Source organism: Colwellia sp. KU-HH00111 (assembly GCF_040362745.1).
Taxonomy (GTDB): Bacteria; Pseudomonadota; Gammaproteobacteria; order Enterobacterales; family Alteromonadaceae; genus Colwellia.
Map to the genome: position 1 here is coordinate 46679 of NZ_BAABWO010000012.1, position 21775 is coordinate 68453.

Consider the following 21775-nt stretch of genomic DNA (forward strand, 5'->3'; position numbering starts at 1 on the left):
AGTGTTAGCGTGTTAATGAGTTGACTAACAGCGCTGCACGCTATTTTAATTCGTCTAGTTTACTATATGTATATCATTATGATAATGCACGCTATTTACAAAACACTTTTACCTAATAGTAACAATAAAGTTATCTTGCTCTACTTGCCAACAAGTATACGCAAGATCTCTAGCTTATGACTACTCACTTACCTGATATTTGGTGATTTTATATCTTAAGAAAGTGTAATGTGATACTTTTCAAGCCAACTTGTACATATAGGTAATAATTATGCGGTGGGATGGTATTAGTGAATTTGTTCACGTTGCTGAAAATGAAAGTTTTACAATTGCCTCAAAAATAATGGCGATATCAACAGCACAAGTCAGTCGGCAAATTAGTGCTTTAGAACAGCGACTCAATACTAAATTGTTTTACCGTACCACCCGCAAAGTATCCTTAACCGAAGAAGGACGTGTTTTTTATCAACATTGCCGTAGTGTTCTAGATGGTTTAGACGCAGCCGAACGCGCGGTCACTAATTTACAATCTAAACCCCAAGGTAAAATAAAGTTAACTGCTCCAGTAACTTATGGCGAAAAGCAAATATTGCCCTTAGTAAACAATTTTATCAGTCAATATCAAGATGTAGAAGTCAGTGCTTATTTAAGTAATCGTCAAGTGGACTTATTTGAAGAAGGCTACGACCTAGCAATCCGCCTTGGAAAGTTAAGCGACTCATCGATGATGGCAAAAATCCTTGGCAAAAGAACAAACTATATTTGCGCATCGCCTCATTATTTAAAAAAATATGGTATTCCACACGCTATATCAGAGCTAAGTAAACACCATTGTTTATTAGGAACCAATGATTACTGGCACTTTCAACAATCTGGAAAAGAAAAGCGTGTACGGGTCACAGGTCGACTACGTTATAACAATGGTTATAGTTTAACTGATGCCGCGTTAAAGGGCATTGGTGTCGTTCAGTTACCTGACTATTACGTGCAACACCATATACAAAACGGAGAGTTAGTGACGTTATTAAACAATTATCGTGCACCTGACGAAAGCATTTGGGCTGTTTACCCCCAAAACCGTCATTTATCACCGAAAATAAGATTACTCGTTGACTACTTAGCTGAGCAATTAAGTTTATAACTCTCACGGTAAAAAAGCACAACAACTAGGCAGGAGTTGGATAGGTATCTTTGAAAAGACAAAAGATTTTTCTATAAAAAAAGATGGGGTGGCTAATGGGACTTGAACCCACGACAACCGGAATCACAATCCGGGGCTCTACCAACTGAGCTATAGCCACCACTGATATTACTGAACACGCCTTGTGGCAAGGCGCGGAGAGTATATTGCATTTATACGTAGATTGACAAGAAAAATCTTCGCATTTGATTGTATTTATACACCGTTGTTTGTGTTTTACAGAATTTGTGCAACTAATCTGCAACTTTTAGATTAAATATTTAAAGCATCAATTAACGCCTTAATGCGCCTTACACGTGCCCCCTTCATTCTAGTAGACGATGCCATACTCTTCTTGTAAGCAAAGTAATTTTCATCACTATCAGGATCTTCACGTAATCCTTCATAAAAATCTATTAATTGAGCTTCAATGTTTAACGCCTTAATATCATTCGCTAGGCAATAACGACTCAGCCCCCATAAAGCGTATAAATGGGAAACTCCAGATATTCTATACACTTCATAATTGATATTTAATGACATCATAAATGCGGTTGTTGTGACAAAAGCATCTTCCTCGTCTTTCCAATTAACCACATCTTTATTGTATTTTTTATACAGAGTATCAAGTTCATCTTGATCTGATTTTAGTGGGCTATCTTCAAGATTAAAAAAAAGTATTTCCGAAATAAACTCCCTATCCTCCATACGTTTAACATCCACATGTTGCAGTCTTTCCTGCCAAAAATCTAATTTTGCAAACTTTTCTATGTGATTTAATAAATCCGTACCGTAATAACTAGAACGACGTAATTCCTGACCTTTTAAAGGCTCACCATTTCGATTCAATCTATCAAAAATGGCATCGACAGTTGCTTTGTCATCAGTATCAATATATTCAAGAGGGATTGTATATCTCCAGAATGCTCTTTTAATATCAACCAATGCTGGATTATTTAAATCTTTAAATTCTAATCCAGCCAGTTCTTCTACATACAATGGAGAATCATCACCGTCAGAAGAGGAAGCTATAACACCTTCAATAAATGCAATAATTGACGACAATCGCTGTTTACCATCAATGACCGCAAAGGACGTTTTCCCGGACTCATCATCAATAATTAAATGTAGGAATATGGGTGGGATAGGGATATTCTTTAAAATACTATCAATAAGAAAAGACTTTTTCTCCTCAGACCATACACTATCTCGCTGGTAGCCCGGATCAAAGTTGTATTTATCAAGTTGATAGTTTTCCCAAAAAGTTGCTAAAGAAATTGTATTAGATTCCCTTTTAAAAATTGCCATCAAGTTAACCTCTTATTTAAAACGATACTATTATTATGAAAAACGTAATTTCTGAATAAACTTGTTAAAACAGCATCCATCGATTGGTTAGGATACGGGTTAAACATCATTACATTGGTATTAGGGGAGCCGTTAGTTATTAGTTCATCTATTTCTGAACGATCAACATGCCAATATGATATTCCACAGATCATGAGTTCATCATCATCACCTAGTTTCTTGGCATTACCTGCCGCTACGGTTCGTATTTGACCTGACCATGATTGCTTCATTCTCACTGAGTCACCCGCAGGAGGAATTAGAGCATTTATTAAACACTTACTCAAAGGGATATCATAATCAACATTAAAATCTTCTGTAATAGCATCACCAGGGATATTCTTACCATAACCTATACTATAATCTGCAAACCCCTGGTTTTCATGGTAGAAACTAATAGAACCATGTGGCTTAACAATTGTTATTTTTGGATCTACACCGAAATTCCCATTTTTAACTTGAGATAAATTAAAAGGGATTTTATTTTCCATTAATAAACGTTCAAGCCAAATATCGTAATTATATGTAATAATCGTTATTGAATCATATTCAGGCGAGCTATTAGCCTTTATAAGAAAATTTAACCATGGCCAATCTTTTAATTTATCGCTTAAAGAACCTAGTTCAACAAGAGAGTTATAATGACTAAATAAAGTTCTCAAATAACTCGTTAGCTCGTAATAAGCATTGATATATATATCATTAGCTTTATCAGCACCATCAGGTACTTTAGGTTTAACTTTCAATACATGTACGTTTAAACAAGTAATGATATTTTCCAGTAATGCACCTGCGGCATCTTTACCCATATTAGGTCTAGCACCTAAATTCCAAAGGTTAGGGCAATGCTTGAATGATAAAAATCCTGCGACATCTGTTTCTGGCCATGGTAACTCTGCGCCTTTACTAAATAAATTTACAACATCAATTTGCTCATCTAAGCCTGCATTATTTATAAGATCTATAGTAAATCCATTTCCAAGTACTAAACATAATTTTTTACCCATTTTATATCCCCTCCTTAATTGACAGAGGAAATAATATTTCATCCATATCTTTTATGGCTGCTATTAAGTTTTCGCGAGAAGATAGTTCAAAACATTCATCTACAGCACGCTCTGGCTCAGAAAGTACTGTTGTAATTGAATGTGTTGCAACGGTCTTCAATGCTCTACGGTCTTTATTATTTAATTTTAATGACGCGCCAAAGTATTTAATGGTACGAGGCTTAGCTATCCATAATCGTGTCTGTAGATGAACATACATCGCTTTAGTCAAACTACCTTCATGAACAATTTGTAATCGACGGTCAGGGCGTAAGGATGTTTTAGTTGCCATATAACCAATGATATCGTTAAAACTACAAGCACCAACAAAACGTTTAAATAAGTTATCAATAAATTCGATAGCTTCTTCATCAACAACTTTAATTGGATTACGCTCAACTTGTTCAGTCAACAGAGTTGTATCAAAAATAACAAAATCTGGGTTTGAGGTTATCAGTTCAATATCAAGTGATGCTTTTAACTTTTTTCTTAAATCAAATATGTATTTGCTAACATTATCTTGATACAACGTAGCACAATCAAAGCGCATGATATTAGGCAAAGGAAGCATCAGTAAATGATGTTTTTCGGTACACCAATGATTGTAGATGTCGATAGCAACCATCCATTCAAACCACGTACCACGGCAATTTGAAATAGAAGCAGCTGTAACTCTAGTGTCTTCTGTTTGAACTAATTTTTGAATATAATCGAGGTGGGTACCGTAGTCCCATTTATCTGTGGGAACTGTTCCATTTATTGCTGCAATAAATGCAGCTTTGGTATCTACAACAGCTTTTCCATTGCGGTCTTTCTTCACTAAGCATGTCATTCAGCTCTACTCCATAATAGCTTGAAAAGCTTAGCAATGTTATAGCGGCGTCAAGTCGGTATACATTACAAAAGCTAATCAGGAGTATGCTAGCAGTGTATTCCTATGTCTAGTGATTTTTATCTAAGTGATTAACAATATTCAGTTAAAAACGATTCAATGGTTCCTGCTAAACCTTTAGCTGCAACAAATGGAACACCATTGCCTATAGTTTTAAACATATTGCTCAATGTCATACTTGCTGGAAAATAAAATTCAGGTGGTAACGATTGGATAGCTAATGCTTCTGCTGCGCTAATACGTCTAGCCTTATAGGGGTGGAGATGTACTTCATTATTACCGTAAGCAGCCGTTGGCGAATAACGCCAGCGATGTAAACGTTTGAATGATTTTTTAGAATCATCACCTTCTTGGATAAACTTAAACTTATCAGATTTAGGCTGAAAATGGTGTTTAGCGTTAGGGTGGTTTAATACATCATTTTGGTCAAACCAATGCTGAATAGTTAACGGTTTTAGTTCAACATCAATAAAGTCCTTATAATTAGTTTCTTCATTTTCAACAAACTGATTCATACTCGGCCATCTGCTTTTATTTAATACAGACTTTAAATCTACAGTTAGGTTTTTATCCCAATTAAACATTGAGCTAAGGTCATTATTATTTAACTTATTGGCAATATACTCACGTTTAATACCAAATAAAAATATTCTGTCACGGTCTTGAGGTACACCAAATTCAAGGCTGTTAGTTAACCTGTCAGTTAGTTCATAGCCTGCTTCTTGTAATACAACCTTCATGCTTTCGTAGAATTCGCGGTGACGTTTGGTTCTCCACAAACCTTTCACATTTTCAAAAATAAAGTAATCAGGATTATCTTTAACTATAAGTTCAACATAAGTACGAGTTAGTTTACCGTTCTCACCTTCGCTACCTTTATTTTTACCACCAACAGAGAAATCAGGGCAAGGGGGGCCACCTATAAAACCGACTAAACGACCGCTTGATTTCACATCGTCAACAAGAGAGCTGAATAACTCACCCTCACCACCAGTTAAAAACTCTTCAATACTACTAGAGCTATGACCACACATTGGTTCGTCGTGTTTCATACTTGCACGAGTGTATTTATATGCGTCAAGAAAAGGGGTATGAAACTCATTTACAAATGCAACATCAAAGCCCGATTTTTCAAAGCCAAGATCAAGAAAGCCAGAGCCAGAGAAAAACGAAAATAGAACAGGTTTAGTCATGAAATAAAACAGCCAAATTTAATATAGTTATAATTTTAAAGTACACAGGGATCATACTGTATATACGACCATAGATGCTATTAATTTATGCACCTCAGAAGTGTCTTTACTGAAAAGTCTAATTTAACGGTTTTTGTAAAAGTTAGTCACCAAAATTGTTATTAAAAACATAAGCTATTACTTATACCCCTACGAGTAAACTCTACTTTTTGTTCATTGTCTTGTTAATCAATGTATTAAACTGGATTTTTACCTCATTTAACTCACTAAAGCATTTTTCATTACTTTCCACCACTAAATCATCATAAAAATATCTTTCGCCATTTTACTTATCAGTTATCATCAATGCATTGGCAGTATGGGAGATAATAAATGCAAGACGATTGGGAAGAAGATTATTTAAATGCACCAGAAGCAGCAGAGAGTGAGGAAGTAAGCGAAAATGAACCTTCTTCTGACCTTGATGATCTCGAAGCCAGTTATGGTGATTATGGTAGCACTCACTCTAAAGTAAACCGCGACGGTATTGAACAAGCTGGAACAGGTGAAGTTAAATCGAGAAAAGAGATAGCAAAGGAAAAGCAAGCTGCAATTAGAAAACAGCTCATGGAAAAGCGCATCCCCACTGCATTAAAGCCTATAATTTCAATAGATACTGAATACGAGCAAGATGATGAGAATAACCAAATTAACGTATTGTCGTATCAATTTGTGGTGAGTTTTGAAGGTAAAAAGTGCAATGGAATTCTTTTTACAGAATCTGCTCACAAAAAGCATCGGTTATCATTTGAAGAATTTCTAGCCAAAGTTATTCAAACTGCACTGCAAGAAAAAGTTCTCACCAAATGGCCTGAGCACGTCATTATAGTAGCTCATTATTTAAAAGCAGACTTATTCACTTTCAGCAACGCATTTAAAGATATTAAAACGTTAGTTAGCTCTGTACGTAAGACAGTGGCTAGTTTACGCGATGGTTACGGCGTTGACTTAGGTAAAGAATTTAGAAAACGTATAGATGATACGCCTTTTAAGCTAAATGATGGTAGCAACAATACTTACTCTATGTTGATCACGTTTTATGACTCTATGTTATTTGCACCTGCGGGATATCAGTCATTGAAAAAAATTGGCGAGCTTGTTGGGTTAGCTAAAGAAGAAATACCTGAACCATACGACATCTCGCGGATGGCAGAATACTTAGAAAATGATAGGGATGGTTTTATTAAGTATGCTATTAACGATGCGGAGATTGCATGCTTACATTTAGAGCAAGTGATCCAGTACGAATGTATTGAAAATGGCAGCAAATACTTATCACACACGATTGGCAGCCTAGCCGTAAAAGCATTTAAGCAAACATTACTCGAACAGTTTAAGAAAAAGAATAATATTACCGATGATATAACTACTAAAGATGATGGCTACATTGAATACCAAAATATTGCGTTTGGTAAAGAGAAAGTCACCACTGAAAAGTGGTTAACAAAAACTGGCTCAACAGAGCTAATACCAATCACAAAAAGCAACTATATACTCAAAGATGTGCCACATATCTTTCAACAACTAGCCATTGAGTGCTATCACGGTGGCCGTAATGAGTGTTATATCACTGGACCAACTGAAATTGATACGTGGTACGATTTTGATGCACCAAGTTGTTATACAGTCATTTTAAATGGCCTGAGAAGACTCGACTTTGACAACCTTAAATTTTCTAATAAAGTTGATGACTTTTTGGGTGATGTATATGGATTACTTAGAGTTAAATTTAAGTTTCCAGATAACACACTATACCCATCACTTCCTGTTAGAGCTGACCCCTATGGTCTATTGTATCCGCTCGAAGGTGTTTGCTTTTGTACTGCTGCAGAGTTGGAAGTAGCTAATGATCAAGATGCTGAATTAGAAATTCTTCAAGGACTATTTATACCATGGCTCGATGATGACCGAATTTTTACCCCGTTCATGAAGTTGGTTAGAGCTAAAAGACAGCACTATAAAGACAAAGAAAACGGGTATGCTAATGATTTTCTTGAAAAATTTTGGAAAGAAAAAGGTAATTCCTGTTATGGACGGCTAGCACTTGCCCTTCGCCCTAAGCGAGTTTTTGATATTCAATCAGGCAATATGAAATATCTAGAGCAAGGAGAGCTAACAAATGCTTACTTCTCAGCTTACGTTTCAGGTACCGCCAGAGCATTACTTTCATCTTTGTTGTTAGGGGTACCAAGTGACAAAAAGGTGTTGGCCTTGACAACAGACGGTTTCACCACAAATGCAACGTTGGATGAGATTAAGAAAGACAGTCCTGTTTGCAATCGCTTTAAAGAATTATTTCATATGATCGAACCAGATGGCGGTGAAATCCTAGAAGAAAAGCACCGCATGAATCAAGTTGTCCTAATGAAAACAAGAGGTTATACCACGTCCCAACGTGATGACGATCCGGAATGGAAAACTAAGTACATCAATGCACGCGCTGGTGTTCAGTTACCAGATGATGAAGATGTTGATGAAGAAAACCCTGAAGTTTGGGTTTTAAATAAATATTTAACACGTAAACCAGATACTACTTATACAAATAAAAGCTTAACACCTTCCCAAATGATGTTCTTATTTGATCGCGATATGCTTTCCATAACCAAAAAACAGTTGCTCAATTGGGAACCAGATTACAAAAGAGATTTAATACCAAACGGCCTCATAACAGTCGGCGATAAATTTCATATTCAATGTACTAGCAAGCCTCATCGTACTGTTGATGATATGAAACGCAAACGTGCTTGCTTCGATGTTTGGCGTGAAACTAATTGCCTTAAAACACTAGAGGATTGGGATAATTGGGATGAATACTTCAAGTTATCAACCAGTTTGAAACGAGAAGGTAAAGGAAATCATATGAATATTAGGAAAGGTGAAGATAGTGCCAATATATTTAAACGATTATTTCTACGTGTTTGGATTCAGGAGCGGTGTGGTCTTTCAATAGATGGAATGAGACAAAATGCGATGGCCAAATGGATAAGCAGCCTTGAAGGGGGTATATACCATGTTAATGCTGCAGCTATGAGTTCGGCTAAAAAAGGGAAAATATTTTATGGTAAATTTCCAATAACCAGCCGCGTTGCTAAATTATTGAAACATTTGGTAAAACGTTTCCCAACCTTCGAATACGAAAAATTATTCAATGAAGATTCACTCGAAGAACTAAGGCGCTTGATGAAAGATTAAGCACAATCATCAGGCATACAAATGCCCAGTTTAACTACCGGGCATCCGTCACTTAGCTAAATATCCCAGAGCACCTATATTTCATAATTCTCCCAGCTAAAATCAGTTTTTCTATTGTTGGACACATCAACAAGAGCCTGCGATAAGTCAGTTAACAAACTGTCTATATCTTTAAACTTACCTTTTTCTGCAATAAATAAAACTGTTCTAGGCGCTATTGATGAAATTATTAAATTCCCTGTTTTAGTGCTAATAAACAGCTCACTAATAATATCAATACTAAGTCGGCCTTTATAAGGGAGTGGTAACGAACGTTTTGCGCCAATAGCATCAGAAACAGCTTTCAATGTATCTTCTTTCTTTTTCGGTGGTATTGCGCCATCAAGAAAATATTCTCTATAACCCGTCAAACCAAAGCCAACAACCCAATCACCTTCGGGAGATTTTTCATTTGCTTCAATACCAGTACGGTCAACATAATTAATACCTGATAAACGTGCCAAGTTTACAGCTTTTCCTGCTGAATCAATGTCAAAAGTTGCTCTATTATTTCTCATTTTCTTATACCTCTTTGTTTTATATTAAATTAATTGTGTACACGTTTTTACTTTAAAAATTACTGCTGTTGATTTTTAACTTCCCATTGCTTAACCGCTTCTACCGTAAAGCGAATAGAACGCCCAATACGTAATACAGCTGGTAACTTTTCGGGTGCTCTAGTGACATCTACTCGAACGGTAGCTTCATTTAAGCCATACATTTGTGAAAATTCAGGGATGGTTAATACATGCTTTTGCATTGTTTTATTCCTCAAGGTTATTGATAAAAGATGTTAATGATGAACAACCAAGCAAAGCCTCGGCTGTATCGGTATTGGCCTGAACTAATCGCTCGTTATTGGTTAGCGTATAGATCAGAGTTGTTTTCAAGTCAGCATGGCCTAACATTTCACGAACTATGTTTAAATCACCGCAAGCCTGCATTTGGCTTGTGGCAAACCTTTTTCTAAGGTCATGCGCATACCAATGCTCTGTGATGCCTGTTTTATCGGTAATAAACTTACGTAAATAGGTAATACAACGAGTAGGTTTGCCAATATGTTGATTCGGAATGTGGCTAGGGAACAAGTAAGTTCCATCGCTATATTTTATTGCTAGTTTTACTATTTCAATGGCAATAGGGCTTAGATAAACGGTTAAAGGTTTACCTGATTTTGATGTGGGAAATCGCAGCTGAGTGTAGTCATTATTAAACCATGACAGTTCGATAGAGCGAATATTACCTTGCCGCTGACCGCTGAATAAGCAAAGCAGCACAGACAATGCCATAGTTTGATTCTTATACTTGAAAACACCTTCAATTAACGCTGTAACTTCTTCTTGTGCTATTAACCTTGTTCTGCTCGGATTTTCTCTTGGTCGCTTAATGCCTTTACACGGATTTCGTTCAAGCAAGCTATTATCAACAGCGATTGAAAAAAACTTACTATATGCGGCTAAGTATCTAGCCAATGTTGATGTTTCACGCCCTTCGGTCAGCTCATTAAGCAATTTAAGTATATGGTGTTTTTCTACCGCACTTAATTTGTAGTCACCATATGCATCTAGCAACGTTTCAAGGCGTTGCTGAAACCCCTTGGTGTCCTTATGTTCAGCAACTGACATAGGTAAAACTATATCTAAGTAATGTTGCCTAAGTGTTATATTTGATACTGAGTTAATACGGTCATTTAGTACGTCTGCGATGAAATCGGATGCTTGCTTATCAAACTCATTCCAACTCAAATCTGGGTAATGCCCAAAAGTCTTGTAATAATCTTGATTCTTATGTCTCATCTGCACAGCAAGTGAGATACATGTCTTATTGACGACAACTAGTTTTCGTTTATCTTTCTTACCGTAATAAGCTTCCTTTGCTAGACTATAACCACGTTCAGCAATCTGCTTTACCGTACTTTGATTCATCTTATCTCGTTGATTTTTCTTCATGCTTACCTCTACTACTTTTTGGATTTAATGTTTCTGAACGGCTGCAAATGTAGTTAAATTCAGTAAAGAACTTTAGCGAGGTAAAACTCAGGTTTTTGATAATTGATTCATACAACTGACAATGCTAATAAAACCATGCAACACAGCATGGTTTTATGTTTTAATGAAAATCAAAATTGATTCATTCTTGTATAACGTGTGAAATAACAAATGAAAAAAAAGATAATAGAAACGTTATTTCTGTTTTCTACTGAATCTGCATTGCTTGGGGAGGATGGTGGGCCAAAGTCTGGCGTAAAGATAAAACAGAGTAATGTAGAGCAGGCAACAGGAATAATTCATTACTTGATGCAACGCTTTGAAATATCTCAACGAAATGCATTGTCTCTGTTTATGTTAGTTACTGACGAACTAAACTGGAATGTAAAAATACCAAGCCAAGCAACATTATCGCGCAGAATATCAAAAACAAATGAAGAATTACCTGCTATATGGCGTAACCTTGTCATTGGTGATAATGGTGAAATAAAAAATTGTCGTGAAACACCTAAAAATAATGAAAGGGTTCAGTACCTTCACTATTCAATAACAGCAACACTAACAAAGAGCCATGTTATTTTTAGTGACGGTGAAATTAAGTATTTGCGACTCAAGAACTTATCAAATATTCCACAACCAACTAACTCATTAGGTGAACTTAAAAAAACACGTTCGTTAGATGCTTGGTTTACAGATAACCAAGAACTAATCACCCCCTTAAATTCACTCTTTCAATTAACACCAACTAAATTATTCGATTCATTGATACCGCTTTACCCTCGACGAGCATTAAATGGTGGTGAATGGTTGGAAGATATCTTCGATGAATATGAAAAAACGAAAAATAAAATTGAATTAATTAGTGAATTAATCCGACCAGAAAGACCAGAGAAACACCGTGTTTTTACAACGCCAGACGGTGCATATAATGCAATATTGATAGATCTATATTTTACCAATAATGATAGCGAACCTGAGTTAATAAGTTTTATATGGTTAAGATGCAATCGAACTCAGCTTAACTTTATTGGTTATTTTGAGCAATTTGTTAGATTGGCAATATACTCTTCTTTTTCAATCCAAATTAGTCGTCATAAAAAAGCTGTTAGGATGCGAATATCAGCAGAAGATAAAGTTACTCAGTCACCGTTATACGTAAGTTTCCCACATCATCATAATGAAAATATAAAGGTTAAAGGCTGGGCCAATTTTGCATCAGACTTACCTTTTAGGATTGATGTTGAATTAGCAAGTAAAGCATCAGCTATACATTCCGTAGCTAAGATAACACTTGATAATGATAGGCCATCAGATCGAGCGATGGTACTTAAGCACATTAAACAATGGCTTATTTGGAATAATAATAAAGCAAAATTAAATGATAGCGATGTTAACTTTTTTATCGGTGAAACGGAGCAAGGTTCAGTTTTCAGTTATAAGGAAAATGAAGATGTACTCGCCACGGCAATTCACCCTACAGATAAAGAAACACCATTTATGCGAAAAATAAAATATGCAGATGAATAGTACCTATTCCCCTACGAGTAAATCATACTTTTTATTAACGCATTGATATTGAATATATTTATAGTAAAAGATGGTCACTATAAAATATTGAATCATAAATACCCATGCTCTTTATAATGATGCAATCATTATTCAGATAAAACCTTAAATAAACACTAATCATGAAAAAGAAATGATGTGAATGAATTTGCATTATTAAGATAATTAGCGTAATTATAAAGTGTTCGGATCAAAGCCCTGTTTTTTCAGTGCTAATAAATTTACTATAAATTTAAGGAGTATGGCGATGAATGAAGGTATTATTCAAGGTCTTGGTAACGGTAAAAAATAAATACCGTTAAATAATGATAAAGCTAACCATCACTGGTTAGCTTTTTAGTTTGGAACATAAGAACATTTAAAAGAATAACCACCAAACACCTATCGCAAAGCCAAATAATGTGGTCTTCGGTGGAAGCTTTAACAATATAGCGACAGCAAATACAACTACCACATAAACGATGAAACTCATTAATAATGTAAACATTAACTACCCCACACATTTAACTAGAAATAATAATAGGAATACCGCAGCGACGGCAGTTTTAGGATTATCAACACCTTTAATCAGTGCAAGTACTAACGCGAAAAATAACCCCAAATAAATAAGATTATCCATCATTCATTGGTTTCTACAGACGTTTCTTCGATGCTTTCTATCTCTTCGTCTTTGTTAATCACCATATTCACGACTAATAGACCAGCTACACCTACAATCAATTGAAATAGGCTGCCGGGCTTAAAGCTACCATCAAACATACTCCATATAGCAATAACTAAAAATACTAATGATGGTAAACCACCAAGAAAAACAGCGCAGTTATATAGTTTTCCTTCTGTCGGTTTCTTATAAATAGCAATTAGTGAAGCACCCATGCCACTACCTAAAGATAAACCTATCAGTGATGGTAATAATCGTCCTTCACCTAGCATCATTATTCCATTGAATAAAAAGTAAGCAGCCATGACAGCTGCAGTTAACGCAGCAAGATTTTGTTTTGTCTTATCTTTCATATTGAAATTTCCCTTTAAGTTATTAATTTTTTATTCGCTAATGATTGAATTGTAACTAACCACCGCGACAGGTCGTGACGATCAGCTTCATGTTGTTCAAATAATTCTATAAGTTGTGCTATTGCTTGCTGGCGTATAACAAAACAACTAGCGCGATACATACCGCCGCGTAAAAATATCTTCTGGTCGCGACATACCGTTTCGAGGAGGGTAGTTAAAATAGTGTGGATGGAACATGATACGTTAGCGAAAAGACTTGGTTTAATACTTACCCGTTTGAATACGGGCGAGCGATTGACGCTGGCTGATTTATCAATGGAGTTCAATGTTACCCAAAGAACCCTGCAACGTGATTTCAACGAGCGGTTAAACTATTTACCGATTGAACGCGATGGCTCAACTTACTTTATCGACGTTAAGTATTTAGGCCGTCAAGGCAAACAAGATGTAAAACCAATTCTTGAAATACTTGGCTTATCTTCAATTTTTCCATCATTCGATGCGTTATCGTTTACGCGGTTAAATGATAACCAAGTAGCCCCGTTTCTATTTAGAGAATTAAAAATAGAAGACGTATCAAGTTATGAAGAAACCTTTAAATTATTAACATCAGCCATTCAGAATAACCAAATAATTCGATTCTGCTATAAACAAAAAACCTACCGTGATGTTAGCCCTTACCGATTAGTGAACGACCGTGGTTGGTGGTATTTAGCTGCAATTCATAATGACACGTTGAAGTCGTACAAAGTTGCTCAAGTAAGCAAAGTAGATGTAGCTAGTCAGCATTTTAAACGGCGTAAAGAAGTGGATGATCATGTTATCGACGGAAGCATGATATGGCTAACAGATTCACCTATTGAAGTCGTTCTGCGTATAGATACTTCCATCGCCAGCCATTTTAGAAATACCAATATTTTACCAGAGCAAAAGTTACTCAAGATATTAGATGATGATAGCTTACTGGTTACCTCAACTATCACTAATCAAAAACAAATAATTCCGATATTAAAATACTGGCTACCCGATATAGAAATTTTATCTCCCGTTGAGCTAAAGCAATCACTGCTATACGAGCTTCAATTTTCTATTGATCAGTTATCACGCTAAGAAATTCATTTAAAGAATAATTCAACGTGTAGTAACCCTTTATACCCCAATAGAGAAATTACATGGTGTGACATCAATATGATTTCATTAGTTTAAATACAATTTTTAGCAACGCACAACCTTAATCTTGTGATAAGAAATCGTAAACTTTATGTCTAACCACATCACAGTTTAATTAAATAAAAAACTAGCTAAGATGCTATGAGTTATCTTTTAAGTAGAGAAGAGGGCGTATATCCAAGAGCAGATTAAAACGGTACCAAATTGGTATTTAGTCGCTATTTGTTGAATTTTATTCTGAGCTGTAAAGCCATAGCATCACACAACATAAAACCTGAAAATGACTATTTAAAATGCCAACCTGAGTGGTTAGACAAAAATAGCTAAACTGCTAAATTTTGCACTAACAAATCAATAGCAAATAGTTCGTCCGCCAGACTATATATTAATAAATTTAGATTCATTATTAATTCTTAATAAAGGCGAACATCAAAACTATTTAAAACAAAGATAAAACGTAGAACAAACTGTTATCGACTAACCATTAAGGTTAGTCGATTTTTAATCTCAAAAAACCATAAAGTTGATATATCTAAAAGATTCTTACTACTTCTGTGTTATATTTTTATGCTTAATCTATTTTATGGAATAAAAATATGCAGTTAGATTTAAACGATAAAGCAAACCTCACATTAGAAAATGTGGCTTCACTATTAGCATCAAAAGATGACTCTCAAAGCCGACAACTACGAGTGACTACAGATGGTGTTGCTTTCCTTTCTGATGATGTTGGCAGTATTAATACTGACGGTCTAGCTTTTCGTTTAGAGACGTGGGATAGCGGCAATGACTATACAGGTATAGAAGCTTCAAAAAATTCTCAATGGGTTCAACAAGTTTACAATAACTTAAAAGACAATTGGCCTAATCCTAAAAGCACATATATTGACTAATAATATTAATCATTAAAAATGACCTGATTTAATAATAAATAATCAGGTCAATAATTGTTAAATCATTTCCTCAATAACATATCCAGTGATACCACCTACTACTGCACCAAAGGCAACACCATAAATCCCTAGACGGCTGCCTAATTTACTGCCAATGGCTATACCCGTAATAACACCTTTTATTGCGCCTTTAGATAAATACTCTTCATCGAAAGGCTCTCGTTTTTTCTTCATTTCGTTATAAATCTCCAATTAAAAGTAAACCATAGTGACAGCCGTATGATTAATTCGGCTGACCGCTAGGTGTTTTGACAGTTACTCAATCATTACACCTTTAACTGTTTGGCGTAATGACTGTGATTGTTACCAATAAAATCTAACTTAGATATTTCCTGTCTATAAAAGGGTCAGTAGAAAGTAACTTCTACTTCAAACACCTGCATTTCGACATAAGAAATAAAGTTGGTTAAAAATAATTCTTTCAGTTCCTCGCCACTTGTTTTATCTAGCCAACCGCCATAGACGGTATAAACTTGCTCGGCAATAAAACAAACATCTATATCAACGACTAACTCAGGATAAGGCGAACCTTGAAAGCTAAAGTCAGTGATATAGACAAATTCATAAACAGCTTTGCCTTCCGCCATGCTCTTGACCAGTCGAATTTCGAGAGGATGAAAACCACCAGCATGACTCGAATAATCAGGATCACGATAGTTTAAAATAATAACCTCTGCGTCAATCTCTGGTGTTAAAACATTGACCAGTTCATCACTTAATATTTGGTAAAGCTTTTCAGGCACAGTAAAGCACTGCTTTTTGTTAAAAGTCAGTTTCATAATGAAAACCTTGATTTGTGTTGTTGGAAGTATTACTGCAAGCAGTAAACGTATGAACGACTATTTTAAGGTAGGTGTGGGAAGTGGCTTTAACTTAGTTAGGCGGTCACGTTGGTTGACTAATAACGGGTTAACCAAATGCAAGAACTGACTCTTTTCAGATTTCAGTATTAAACCCATTTCATCACAACGAAGTACGGCTGAGATAAAACTACAATTATTGGCAGACTTTCCGTTGATGACTGCTTTAAATATTGAAGACTTAAACGGCTTATCCAAAGCTTGCTGATCTAATAATTCAAAAAGTGCATCAAGGCTGAGCCATTCCTTCGAGAACAGACCGTTCTTGGTGTTGGATACTAATCTTAAATATCGACACTTATCATCAATATTTAACGCCAATTCAAAACCGATTAAACCGTTTGATTTTGTGGATAACGTTTTGGCCTGCCCGACTAATAGCGTTTTGTATTGACTGTCTGGGTCAATATCAGTTTTATCATCAGTTACAATATTATCTTCAACGGGTAAATCTGTAATAACTTCATCTTTTGGTTTTTCATCAAGCCCAACGGGGTTCTCAGCGCTAGTCTTACCGCTAGCTTTGGTGTTCTTAACTTTTACAGCCATAGTGTTTTTCCTTATGTTAATGGTTATTTTGTTAATTGATTTAATAGGTACTGTGCATCACAGCGAATGGTAAACGGCGTATCAGCGTTACAGATAATTTGAATTAATTGGTCTCTACTCATGTTTATCACCTTGATTGATGATTAACTCTTTCGGTTTAATCAGATATAAACCTGTTATATCGTTGGTTAGAGTTAATGACAGCTGATAATCATCAGGTAAATTTTCAATAAACTCAGGGTTAAGTTCGGCTTGTTCAATAAAGTGGCGCGTAACATCATCAAGGACATTCATGGCTCCTGCCAAATCATCTTGGCGGTTAAAGCAAACAATCACGCTTGGATATTCACGCCAAAAAGCTCGTGCATCGTTAATAGTGCCAAAAGGCACCACCAATAAATCGACCGCACATTGAGCTGTGTAATGTGCCAATGTTAATTGATTCGCTGATGGTAAATAGTTAATCACTTGCATAGTATTTCCATATAGAAACGTAAAAAGCCCACTCCTTTAAACCAATTAAGGTTTTGAGGAGTGGGCTTTTCAATGTTGTTGTTAAATTAATTTAGCTAAACATGCTCGACAGCGTTTCACTGGTTTGACGCATGGACTCAGTGTTTACCTTCGTATACCGTTGAGTTGATATGATTGATCGGTGCGATAATTGTTCTTGAATAATTCGTAATGAAACATTTTCACTGGCGAGGTTAGAAGCTACAGAATGCCGTAAAGAATGCTGACATATTCCATCACTATTAACTTGTGCTCGTTTTAGTAGTTTGAAAAAGGTTTTACGCGTAGAGCGTAATGGCTGACCTTTAACCCTTCCTGCAAATAAATATGGGTTGTCAGGCTTCAATGGCACATTAGCAATAAACGACAACATCATGTCGGTTATATACACCACCCTGGAACCACCGTTTTTAGTCATAGGAATGAAAATCACACGTTTTTTAATATCAATATCCTTGACCTTAATATTAAATGCTTCACCACAACGCAAACCTGTTAGAGCAAGTATTGCGATGTGGGCTGCAATAGTTTTATTAGAATATTCACGACAGGATTTAAGCAAGCGTTTAATTTCAAAGGTAGTTAAAAATCGAGTGCGAGCATTATTTAAGCGAAATAACTTAACGGGTTTACATATGTTTTTGTCAATAACACCAAGATCGATTGCATATTTGGTCATGCTTTTAAATATCATCAATACCTGATTAGCTGTTGCCGGAGCATATAAATTTCCGTATTTATTGATGGTATCCGTCATTTTTAAATGCAATTGTTGAACATCAATGGTGCGCAAATCTTGGAATAGCATCGCTCCAAATTTCGGCGCTATATGTGTGTCATAACGGTAAACATCATCACGCCAACTCTTTTTACGCTTCTTGATACTCGGTAGATAGTGTTGTTGAAAGAATGCATCGATGGTTAACCGGGTAGGGCAGCGGCGATCAACTTTAGGGTTGATACCGTCATTTAATGTCATTCGATGTTTTTGAGCTAATTTTCTCGCATCGCTAACATTAATATCACCAAAACGACCTAAACTAATACTTTGCTTACGCTGATTTAGCGTATATCGAAAAAGGAATCGCTTGTTTCCAGTCTTACCCACCAAACACTTCAAGCCTATTGTTTGACTATCTGTTGCTTCAAATTCTGTGGAGGGTGAATCACGCGGTGGTGTTTTTAAGGCTTTGATTGATTTGTCAGTAAACTTGAATTTATTCCCCATGTGTTAATCCTCTAGAAGTTAATCTAAAACAGTAATATAAGGTTCAAATGAGTTTAGCTTCGTTAATCGGTAGTTGAAATAAAAGTAGTACCCCAATAGTACTATTGGGGTACTACTTTTCACTAACAAATTAATAGATGTAATTCTGCATCCGTTAATTTGATAGGAGTAATATTATGAAGATTTTAGTAGCCGCAGTGAAAGGAGGGGTTGGTAAAACTGGTATCGCATTAAACCTTGCTACATACATGGGTGCAAAGTGCGTAACCAATGACCTTGTTGTTAATGATAACAGCGGAATTATACAGCTAGAGCCAAAGAGTAGGTCATTACCGCTACAGTTCTGCAACAGACAGCCTATGGTGTTTGACTTTGGTGCGAGTTACAACAGCATCGACACTAAATTAGCACATGCTGTAAAACAGAGTGATGTTATCGTGATCCCAACATTAACTGATGCTAGAAGTCTTCAAGGCACGATAGATACCGTTAACTTGCTTAAGGTAGCAAACAAGCCGACTGCCATCATTATTAATAATTTCACTAGCGATACCAAGTTTAAACATGCTAAAGATTTCTTTGCGTAATACCATGAAGCCGATCGGTCAATACTATTCAAGCCGATCACTTTTTTGTTAGCCAGTAGACCTTAGTAAAATCTAACTTGAGTGATCGCCATCAGTCAAGGAATTTAGTTTTTTTCGCATTGATTCGCCTTTTAATTCTAACTTTATTGCCCCGTGAACAAGCCGATCTAAAATAGCATCAGCATGAGTTGATTCTCCGATCATCTCATACCAATTTTCTATCGGTAATTGGCTAGCAATTAAGGTCGATTTTGTATCATATCTGGCATCAATTAATTCCAGTAAATCACTCCTCTGTTGAGCAGTTAATGGCTCTAGTCCCCAATCATCCAAGATCAGTAAACTAGCCGAGCTAAGTTTGTTGATTAGTTTGCGGTAACTGCCATCAGCTTGCGCCAGAAACATTTTTTCTAATAGCTCTTTAAGCCTAAAATAATAAACACTGCTCCCTTGCTGGCAGTGATTATGACCAAGCGCACAAGCTAAATATGTTTTTCCACATCCCGTTGCCCCCGTGATCAATATGTTTTGATGAAGGCGAAGCCATTCGCCTTGTGCCAATGAACGGATCTGTGTTTTATCTAATTGACGCTCTGCGCCATAGTTTAATTGGGCAAGCGTGCCACTAACTCTGAATTTAGCTTGGCGAGTGAGGCGATCTATTTTACGTTGATCTCGTTGCGTTATTTCATGTTCAAGCAGTAAACTCAGCCGCTCCTCGAAACTTTGCTCTACGTATAAATTTGGCTGCTCATGCTGCTGCACTAGCGCATCACGTATGCCGCTTAGCTTTAAGTTACTTAATTGACTACTTACTTGTTGAGTTATATTTTGCATAATTTTTCCTTTGTTTTATGAATTTTGGTTTAATGGTAATAGTGGTTACCACGGATATTTTGATGGTCAATATCTCGCAGTAAATCGCCTTGCTCTTCAGGTAATGCTTGTTTATCTAAGCCTTTTTCTAAGATAGTTTTTACTTGCTTTACACGAGTCACACCTGTGGCTAAAGCGCGATAACAGGCAGCTTCAAGCCGTTGGTCGGTAAACTTTTTACCTAGGCTCAATAAGCCCATACAAGCGCGATAGCTTTGCTCTGGATGCTTTTTAGCTTGCATCAATTGCATAACAAACTGCTCAGTTGAGCCACCGAATTTAGCAGCCCAACGCTCAAATCGTTGAGGTGTCCATTTTTGCTGTTTTTGATGAGCGATTGGCATATGCAGATCAAGCGTAGTGTGTGCACCTTCTCGGTGTGATCTTGGGTGAACAGCTACTTGAACGCCTTGATGGTAAAGTGTCACCAGTTGCCCTGTGGCATGGGCTTCAAGCTTTTGCTTGATCAAGGTATGTGGCACCGAGTAATAGTGTTTTTCAATCTCAATATGATAATCGATATGCACACTCACTTGCCTCACTAAGGTGTAGCTGTAAGCCTGTGTTGGTAGTGGTTTGAGTGCAGGTTTATCAATGGATTCAAACTGACTGAGCCTTGAACCAGGGTGCTTCTTCATTTTCCGCTGGTTTAAGTCGATAAGCAGTTCTTGTATCTTTAGGTTTAATTGGCGCAAGCTAAAGAAGGTTTCATTGCGAAGCCGTGCCATTATCCAGCGTTCGACAATTTGCACACCCACTTCTGCTTTGGCTTTATCCTTGGGTTTATAAGGTCTAGCAGGCACTATGACAGTATTGTAGTGTGTCGCCAATTGTTGGTATGTTGGATTTAAATCAGGCTCATATCGACAAGGTTTAGTTACCGCACTTTTTAAGTTGTCAGGGATCACCAACTCTGGCACACCACCAAGAAACTCAAAACAGCGAGCATGACTCATCACCCAATCTTCGAGCTTTTGACTATAGGTTGCTTCAGCATAAGTGTAGTTCGAAGCGCCCATGACCGCGACAAACACCTGTGCAGTAAGGCATTCACCTGTACTTCCATTAACAATATTCATGGTGGGGCCACAATAATCTACAAACAGTTTTTCACCTGCTTTATGATTTTGTCGCATCGAGGGTTTTTGACATTTAAGCCATGCTTTGTACTGGCGGCAGAAATGGGTATAACTGTAAAAACCTTCCTCGTGTCGCTCTTTGTATTCTTGCCAAAGCAGTAATAGTGTCATCGTTTTGGGTCGAAGCTCCTGCTGAACTAATGACCAGTCAGGAATACTAAAGCCTTTAAGTCGGGGCTTTGTTTTGAAGAATGCTCGTTGCAGAGAATGATCATCCCACTTGCCATCAAGCGGCCAGCAAGTGATGCCTAGCTCTGCTGATTTACAGGCATACTTAGAAACAATTGAAGGCGAAATAGATAAGCTGTTTGCTATCTTTCGATGACTGAGTTTACAGTCGTATTTTAGTCTTAAAATCTCTTTAAGTTTACGCATTGAAATAGGTGCCGTTGGCATGGTTATTC

At 36.5% G+C, this 21775-nt stretch carries 22 protein-coding genes and 1 tRNA gene; 6 read left to right on the forward strand and 17 right to left on the reverse strand.

All coding sequences use genetic code 11. The features are described from left to right. Window positions 1-271 precede the first annotated feature (271 nt). Window positions 272-1141, forward strand: coding sequence for a LysR family transcriptional regulator (locus tag ABXG98_RS17655; RefSeq protein ID WP_353540025.1), 870 nt, complete (start codon window positions 272-274; stop codon window positions 1139-1141). 84 nt (window positions 1142-1225) lie between these two features. On the opposite strand, the gene ABXG98_RS17660 is transcribed toward ABXG98_RS17655, so the two are convergent. The 5 genes from ABXG98_RS17660 to ABXG98_RS17680 form a co-directional block, all read right to left on the reverse strand. After that, window positions 1226-1301 (reverse strand) — tRNA-His (locus ABXG98_RS17660). 152 nt (window positions 1302-1453) lie between these two features. Then, the gene (locus tag ABXG98_RS17665; RefSeq protein WP_353540026.1) at window positions 1454-2488 is read right to left on the reverse strand and encodes a GmrSD restriction endonuclease domain-containing protein; all 1035 of its coding nucleotides are present in this window, start codon (window positions 2486-2488) and stop codon (window positions 1454-1456) included. Then, window positions 2488-3534: an SIR2 family protein gene (locus ABXG98_RS17670; protein WP_353540027.1), complete on the reverse strand. Its 1047-nt coding sequence runs from the start codon at window positions 3532-3534 to the stop codon at window positions 2488-2490. Before ABXG98_RS17670 ends, ABXG98_RS17665 begins: the two co-directional genes overlap by 1 nt. 1 nt (window position 3535) lies before the next feature. Next, entirely contained in the window at window positions 3536-4405 is an 870-nt protein-coding gene (locus ABXG98_RS17675) for a Cfr10I/Bse634I family restriction endonuclease (RefSeq protein WP_353540028.1), read from the reverse strand. A gap of 131 nt (window positions 4406-4536) precedes the next feature. After that, window positions 4537-5658: a DNA cytosine methyltransferase gene (locus tag ABXG98_RS17680; RefSeq protein WP_353540029.1), complete on the reverse strand. Its 1122-nt coding sequence runs from the start codon at window positions 5656-5658 to the stop codon at window positions 4537-4539. Window positions 5659-6030: 372 nt separating this feature from the next. On the opposite strand from ABXG98_RS17680, the gene ABXG98_RS17685 reads away from it, so the two are divergent. Further along, window positions 6031-8889, forward strand: coding sequence for a hypothetical protein (locus ABXG98_RS17685; RefSeq protein WP_353540030.1), 2859 nt, complete (start codon window positions 6031-6033; stop codon window positions 8887-8889). Window positions 8890-8963: 74 nt separating this feature from the next. On the opposite strand, the gene ABXG98_RS17690 is transcribed toward ABXG98_RS17685, so the two are convergent. From ABXG98_RS17690 to ABXG98_RS17700, 3 genes are read right to left on the reverse strand one after another with little or no spacing between them, the layout of a single operon-like run. Beyond that, window positions 8964-9446: a hypothetical protein gene (locus tag ABXG98_RS17690; RefSeq protein ID WP_353540031.1), complete on the reverse strand. Its 483-nt coding sequence runs from the start codon at window positions 9444-9446 to the stop codon at window positions 8964-8966. A gap of 59 nt (window positions 9447-9505) precedes the next feature. After that, window positions 9506-9688, reverse strand: a complete 183-nt coding sequence (locus ABXG98_RS17695; protein ID WP_353540032.1) for a helix-turn-helix domain-containing protein — start codon at window positions 9686-9688, stop codon at window positions 9506-9508. Between the two features lie 4 nt (window positions 9689-9692). Then, entirely contained in the window at window positions 9693-10877 is a 1185-nt protein-coding gene (locus tag ABXG98_RS17700) for a tyrosine-type recombinase/integrase (RefSeq protein WP_353540033.1), read from the reverse strand. Window positions 10878-11087: 210 nt separating this feature from the next. Between ABXG98_RS17700 and ABXG98_RS17705 the strand changes: the two genes are divergently transcribed. After that, window positions 11088-12443, forward strand: a complete 1356-nt coding sequence (locus ABXG98_RS17705; protein WP_353540034.1) for a hypothetical protein — start codon at window positions 11088-11090, stop codon at window positions 12441-12443. A 397-nt stretch (window positions 12444-12840) separates the two neighbouring features. On the opposite strand, the gene ABXG98_RS17710 is transcribed toward ABXG98_RS17705, so the two are convergent. Both ABXG98_RS17710 and ABXG98_RS17715 read right to left on the reverse strand, forming a co-directional pair. Further along, window positions 12841-12969 carry a hypothetical protein gene (locus ABXG98_RS17710; RefSeq protein ID WP_353540035.1) on the reverse strand — a complete coding sequence of 43 codons (129 nt, stop codon included), beginning with the start codon at window positions 12967-12969 and terminating at the stop codon, window positions 12841-12843. 131 nt (window positions 12970-13100) lie between these two features. After that, on the reverse strand, window positions 13101-13496 hold the full coding sequence (locus tag ABXG98_RS17715; RefSeq protein ID WP_353540036.1) for a hypothetical protein: 396 nt from the start codon (window positions 13494-13496) through the stop codon (window positions 13101-13103). A gap of 228 nt (window positions 13497-13724) precedes the next feature. Here ABXG98_RS17715 and ABXG98_RS17720 point away from each other — a divergent pair, with 228 nt between their 5' ends. Continuing rightward, the gene (locus ABXG98_RS17720) at window positions 13725-14606 is read left to right on the forward strand and encodes a helix-turn-helix transcriptional regulator (protein ID WP_353540037.1); all 882 of its coding nucleotides are present in this window, start codon (window positions 13725-13727) and stop codon (window positions 14604-14606) included. Window positions 14607-15262: 656 nt separating this feature from the next. Beyond that, on the forward strand, window positions 15263-15559 hold the full coding sequence (locus ABXG98_RS17725) for a hypothetical protein (RefSeq protein ID WP_353540038.1): 297 nt from the start codon (window positions 15263-15265) through the stop codon (window positions 15557-15559). Between the two features lie 57 nt (window positions 15560-15616). Here ABXG98_RS17725 and ABXG98_RS17730 read toward each other — a convergent pair whose 3' ends face one another. The 5 genes from ABXG98_RS17730 to ABXG98_RS17750 form a co-directional block, all read right to left on the reverse strand. Then, window positions 15617-15793, reverse strand: a complete 177-nt coding sequence (locus tag ABXG98_RS17730; RefSeq protein ID WP_353540039.1) for a hypothetical protein — start codon at window positions 15791-15793, stop codon at window positions 15617-15619. Window positions 15794-15966: 173 nt separating this feature from the next. Further along, window positions 15967-16398 carry a DUF2787 family protein gene (locus tag ABXG98_RS17735; protein ID WP_353540040.1) on the reverse strand — a complete coding sequence of 144 codons (432 nt, stop codon included), beginning with the start codon at window positions 16396-16398 and terminating at the stop codon, window positions 15967-15969. A 60-nt stretch (window positions 16399-16458) separates the two neighbouring features. Further along, the gene (locus ABXG98_RS17740) at window positions 16459-17028 is read right to left on the reverse strand and encodes a hypothetical protein (RefSeq protein WP_353540041.1); all 570 of its coding nucleotides are present in this window, start codon (window positions 17026-17028) and stop codon (window positions 16459-16461) included. Between the two features lie 114 nt (window positions 17029-17142). Then, window positions 17143-17502, reverse strand: coding sequence for a hypothetical protein (locus ABXG98_RS17745; RefSeq protein WP_353540042.1), 360 nt, complete (start codon window positions 17500-17502; stop codon window positions 17143-17145). Window positions 17503-17593: 91 nt separating this feature from the next. Then, window positions 17594-18769 (reverse strand): site-specific integrase, encoded by a 1176-nt coding sequence (locus ABXG98_RS17750; protein ID WP_353540043.1) that lies wholly within the window; start codon window positions 18767-18769, stop codon window positions 17594-17596. Between the two features lie 176 nt (window positions 18770-18945). Here ABXG98_RS17750 and ABXG98_RS17755 point away from each other — a divergent pair, with 176 nt between their 5' ends. Then, on the forward strand, window positions 18946-19356 hold the full coding sequence (locus tag ABXG98_RS17755) for a P-loop NTPase family protein (protein ID WP_353540044.1): 411 nt from the start codon (window positions 18946-18948) through the stop codon (window positions 19354-19356). Window positions 19357-19428: 72 nt separating this feature from the next. Here ABXG98_RS17755 and istB read toward each other — a convergent pair whose 3' ends face one another. Both istB and istA read right to left on the reverse strand, forming a co-directional pair. Further along, window positions 19429-20193, reverse strand: coding sequence for an IS21-like element ISShfr5 family helper ATPase IstB (gene istB / locus ABXG98_RS17760; RefSeq protein WP_353540045.1), 765 nt, complete (start codon window positions 20191-20193; stop codon window positions 19429-19431). Between the two features lie 29 nt (window positions 20194-20222). Then, window positions 20223-21767, reverse strand: coding sequence for an IS21 family transposase (gene istA / locus ABXG98_RS17765; RefSeq protein ID WP_353540046.1), 1545 nt, complete (start codon window positions 21765-21767; stop codon window positions 20223-20225). Window positions 21768-21775: the final 8 nt, after the last annotated feature.

Bases quoted from the DNA above. Each gene is read 5' to 3' on its own strand.
- ABXG98_RS17655 (WP_353540025.1), top strand. From the start codon at position 272: ATGCGGTGGGATGGTATTAGTGAATTTGTTCACGTTGCTGAAAATGAA.
- ABXG98_RS17665 (WP_353540026.1), bottom strand. From the start codon at position 2,488: ATGGCAATTTTTAAAAGGGAATCTAATACAATTTCTTTAGCAACTTTT.
- ABXG98_RS17670 (WP_353540027.1), bottom strand. From the start codon at position 3,534: ATGGGTAAAAAATTATGTTTAGTACTTGGAAATGGATTTACTATAGAT.
- ABXG98_RS17675 (WP_353540028.1), bottom strand. From the start codon at position 4,405: ATGACATGCTTAGTGAAGAAAGACCGCAATGGAAAAGCTGTTGTAGAT.
- ABXG98_RS17680 (WP_353540029.1), bottom strand. From the start codon at position 5,658: ATGACTAAACCTGTTCTATTTTCGTTTTTCTCTGGCTCTGGCTTTCTT.
- ABXG98_RS17685 (WP_353540030.1), top strand. From the start codon at position 6,031: ATGCAAGACGATTGGGAAGAAGATTATTTAAATGCACCAGAAGCAGCA.
- ABXG98_RS17690 (WP_353540031.1), bottom strand. From the start codon at position 9,446: ATGAGAAATAATAGAGCAACTTTTGACATTGATTCAGCAGGAAAAGCT.
- ABXG98_RS17695 (WP_353540032.1), bottom strand. From the start codon at position 9,688: ATGCAAAAGCATGTATTAACCATCCCTGAATTTTCACAAATGTATGGC.
- ABXG98_RS17700 (WP_353540033.1), bottom strand. From the start codon at position 10,877: ATGAAGAAAAATCAACGAGATAAGATGAATCAAAGTACGGTAAAGCAG.
- ABXG98_RS17705 (WP_353540034.1), top strand. From the start codon at position 11,088: ATGAAAAAAAAGATAATAGAAACGTTATTTCTGTTTTCTACTGAATCT.
- ABXG98_RS17710 (WP_353540035.1), bottom strand. From the start codon at position 12,969: ATGTTTACATTATTAATGAGTTTCATCGTTTATGTGGTAGTTGTATTT.
- ABXG98_RS17715 (WP_353540036.1), bottom strand. From the start codon at position 13,496: ATGAAAGATAAGACAAAACAAAATCTTGCTGCGTTAACTGCAGCTGTC.
- ABXG98_RS17720 (WP_353540037.1), top strand. From the start codon at position 13,725: ATGGAACATGATACGTTAGCGAAAAGACTTGGTTTAATACTTACCCGT.
- ABXG98_RS17725 (WP_353540038.1), top strand. From the start codon at position 15,263: ATGCAGTTAGATTTAAACGATAAAGCAAACCTCACATTAGAAAATGTG.
- ABXG98_RS17730 (WP_353540039.1), bottom strand. From the start codon at position 15,793: ATGAAGAAAAAACGAGAGCCTTTCGATGAAGAGTATTTATCTAAAGGC.
- ABXG98_RS17735 (WP_353540040.1), bottom strand. From the start codon at position 16,398: ATGAAACTGACTTTTAACAAAAAGCAGTGCTTTACTGTGCCTGAAAAG.
- ABXG98_RS17740 (WP_353540041.1), bottom strand. From the start codon at position 17,028: ATGGCTGTAAAAGTTAAGAACACCAAAGCTAGCGGTAAGACTAGCGCT.
- ABXG98_RS17745 (WP_353540042.1), bottom strand. From the start codon at position 17,502: ATGCAAGTGATTAACTATTTACCATCAGCGAATCAATTAACATTGGCA.
- ABXG98_RS17750 (WP_353540043.1), bottom strand. From the start codon at position 18,769: ATGGGGAATAAATTCAAGTTTACTGACAAATCAATCAAAGCCTTAAAA.
- ABXG98_RS17755 (WP_353540044.1), top strand. From the start codon at position 18,946: ATGAAGATTTTAGTAGCCGCAGTGAAAGGAGGGGTTGGTAAAACTGGT.
- istB (WP_353540045.1), bottom strand. From the start codon at position 20,193: ATGCAAAATATAACTCAACAAGTAAGTAGTCAATTAAGTAACTTAAAG.
- istA (WP_353540046.1), bottom strand. From the start codon at position 21,767: ATGCCAACGGCACCTATTTCAATGCGTAAACTTAAAGAGATTTTAAGA.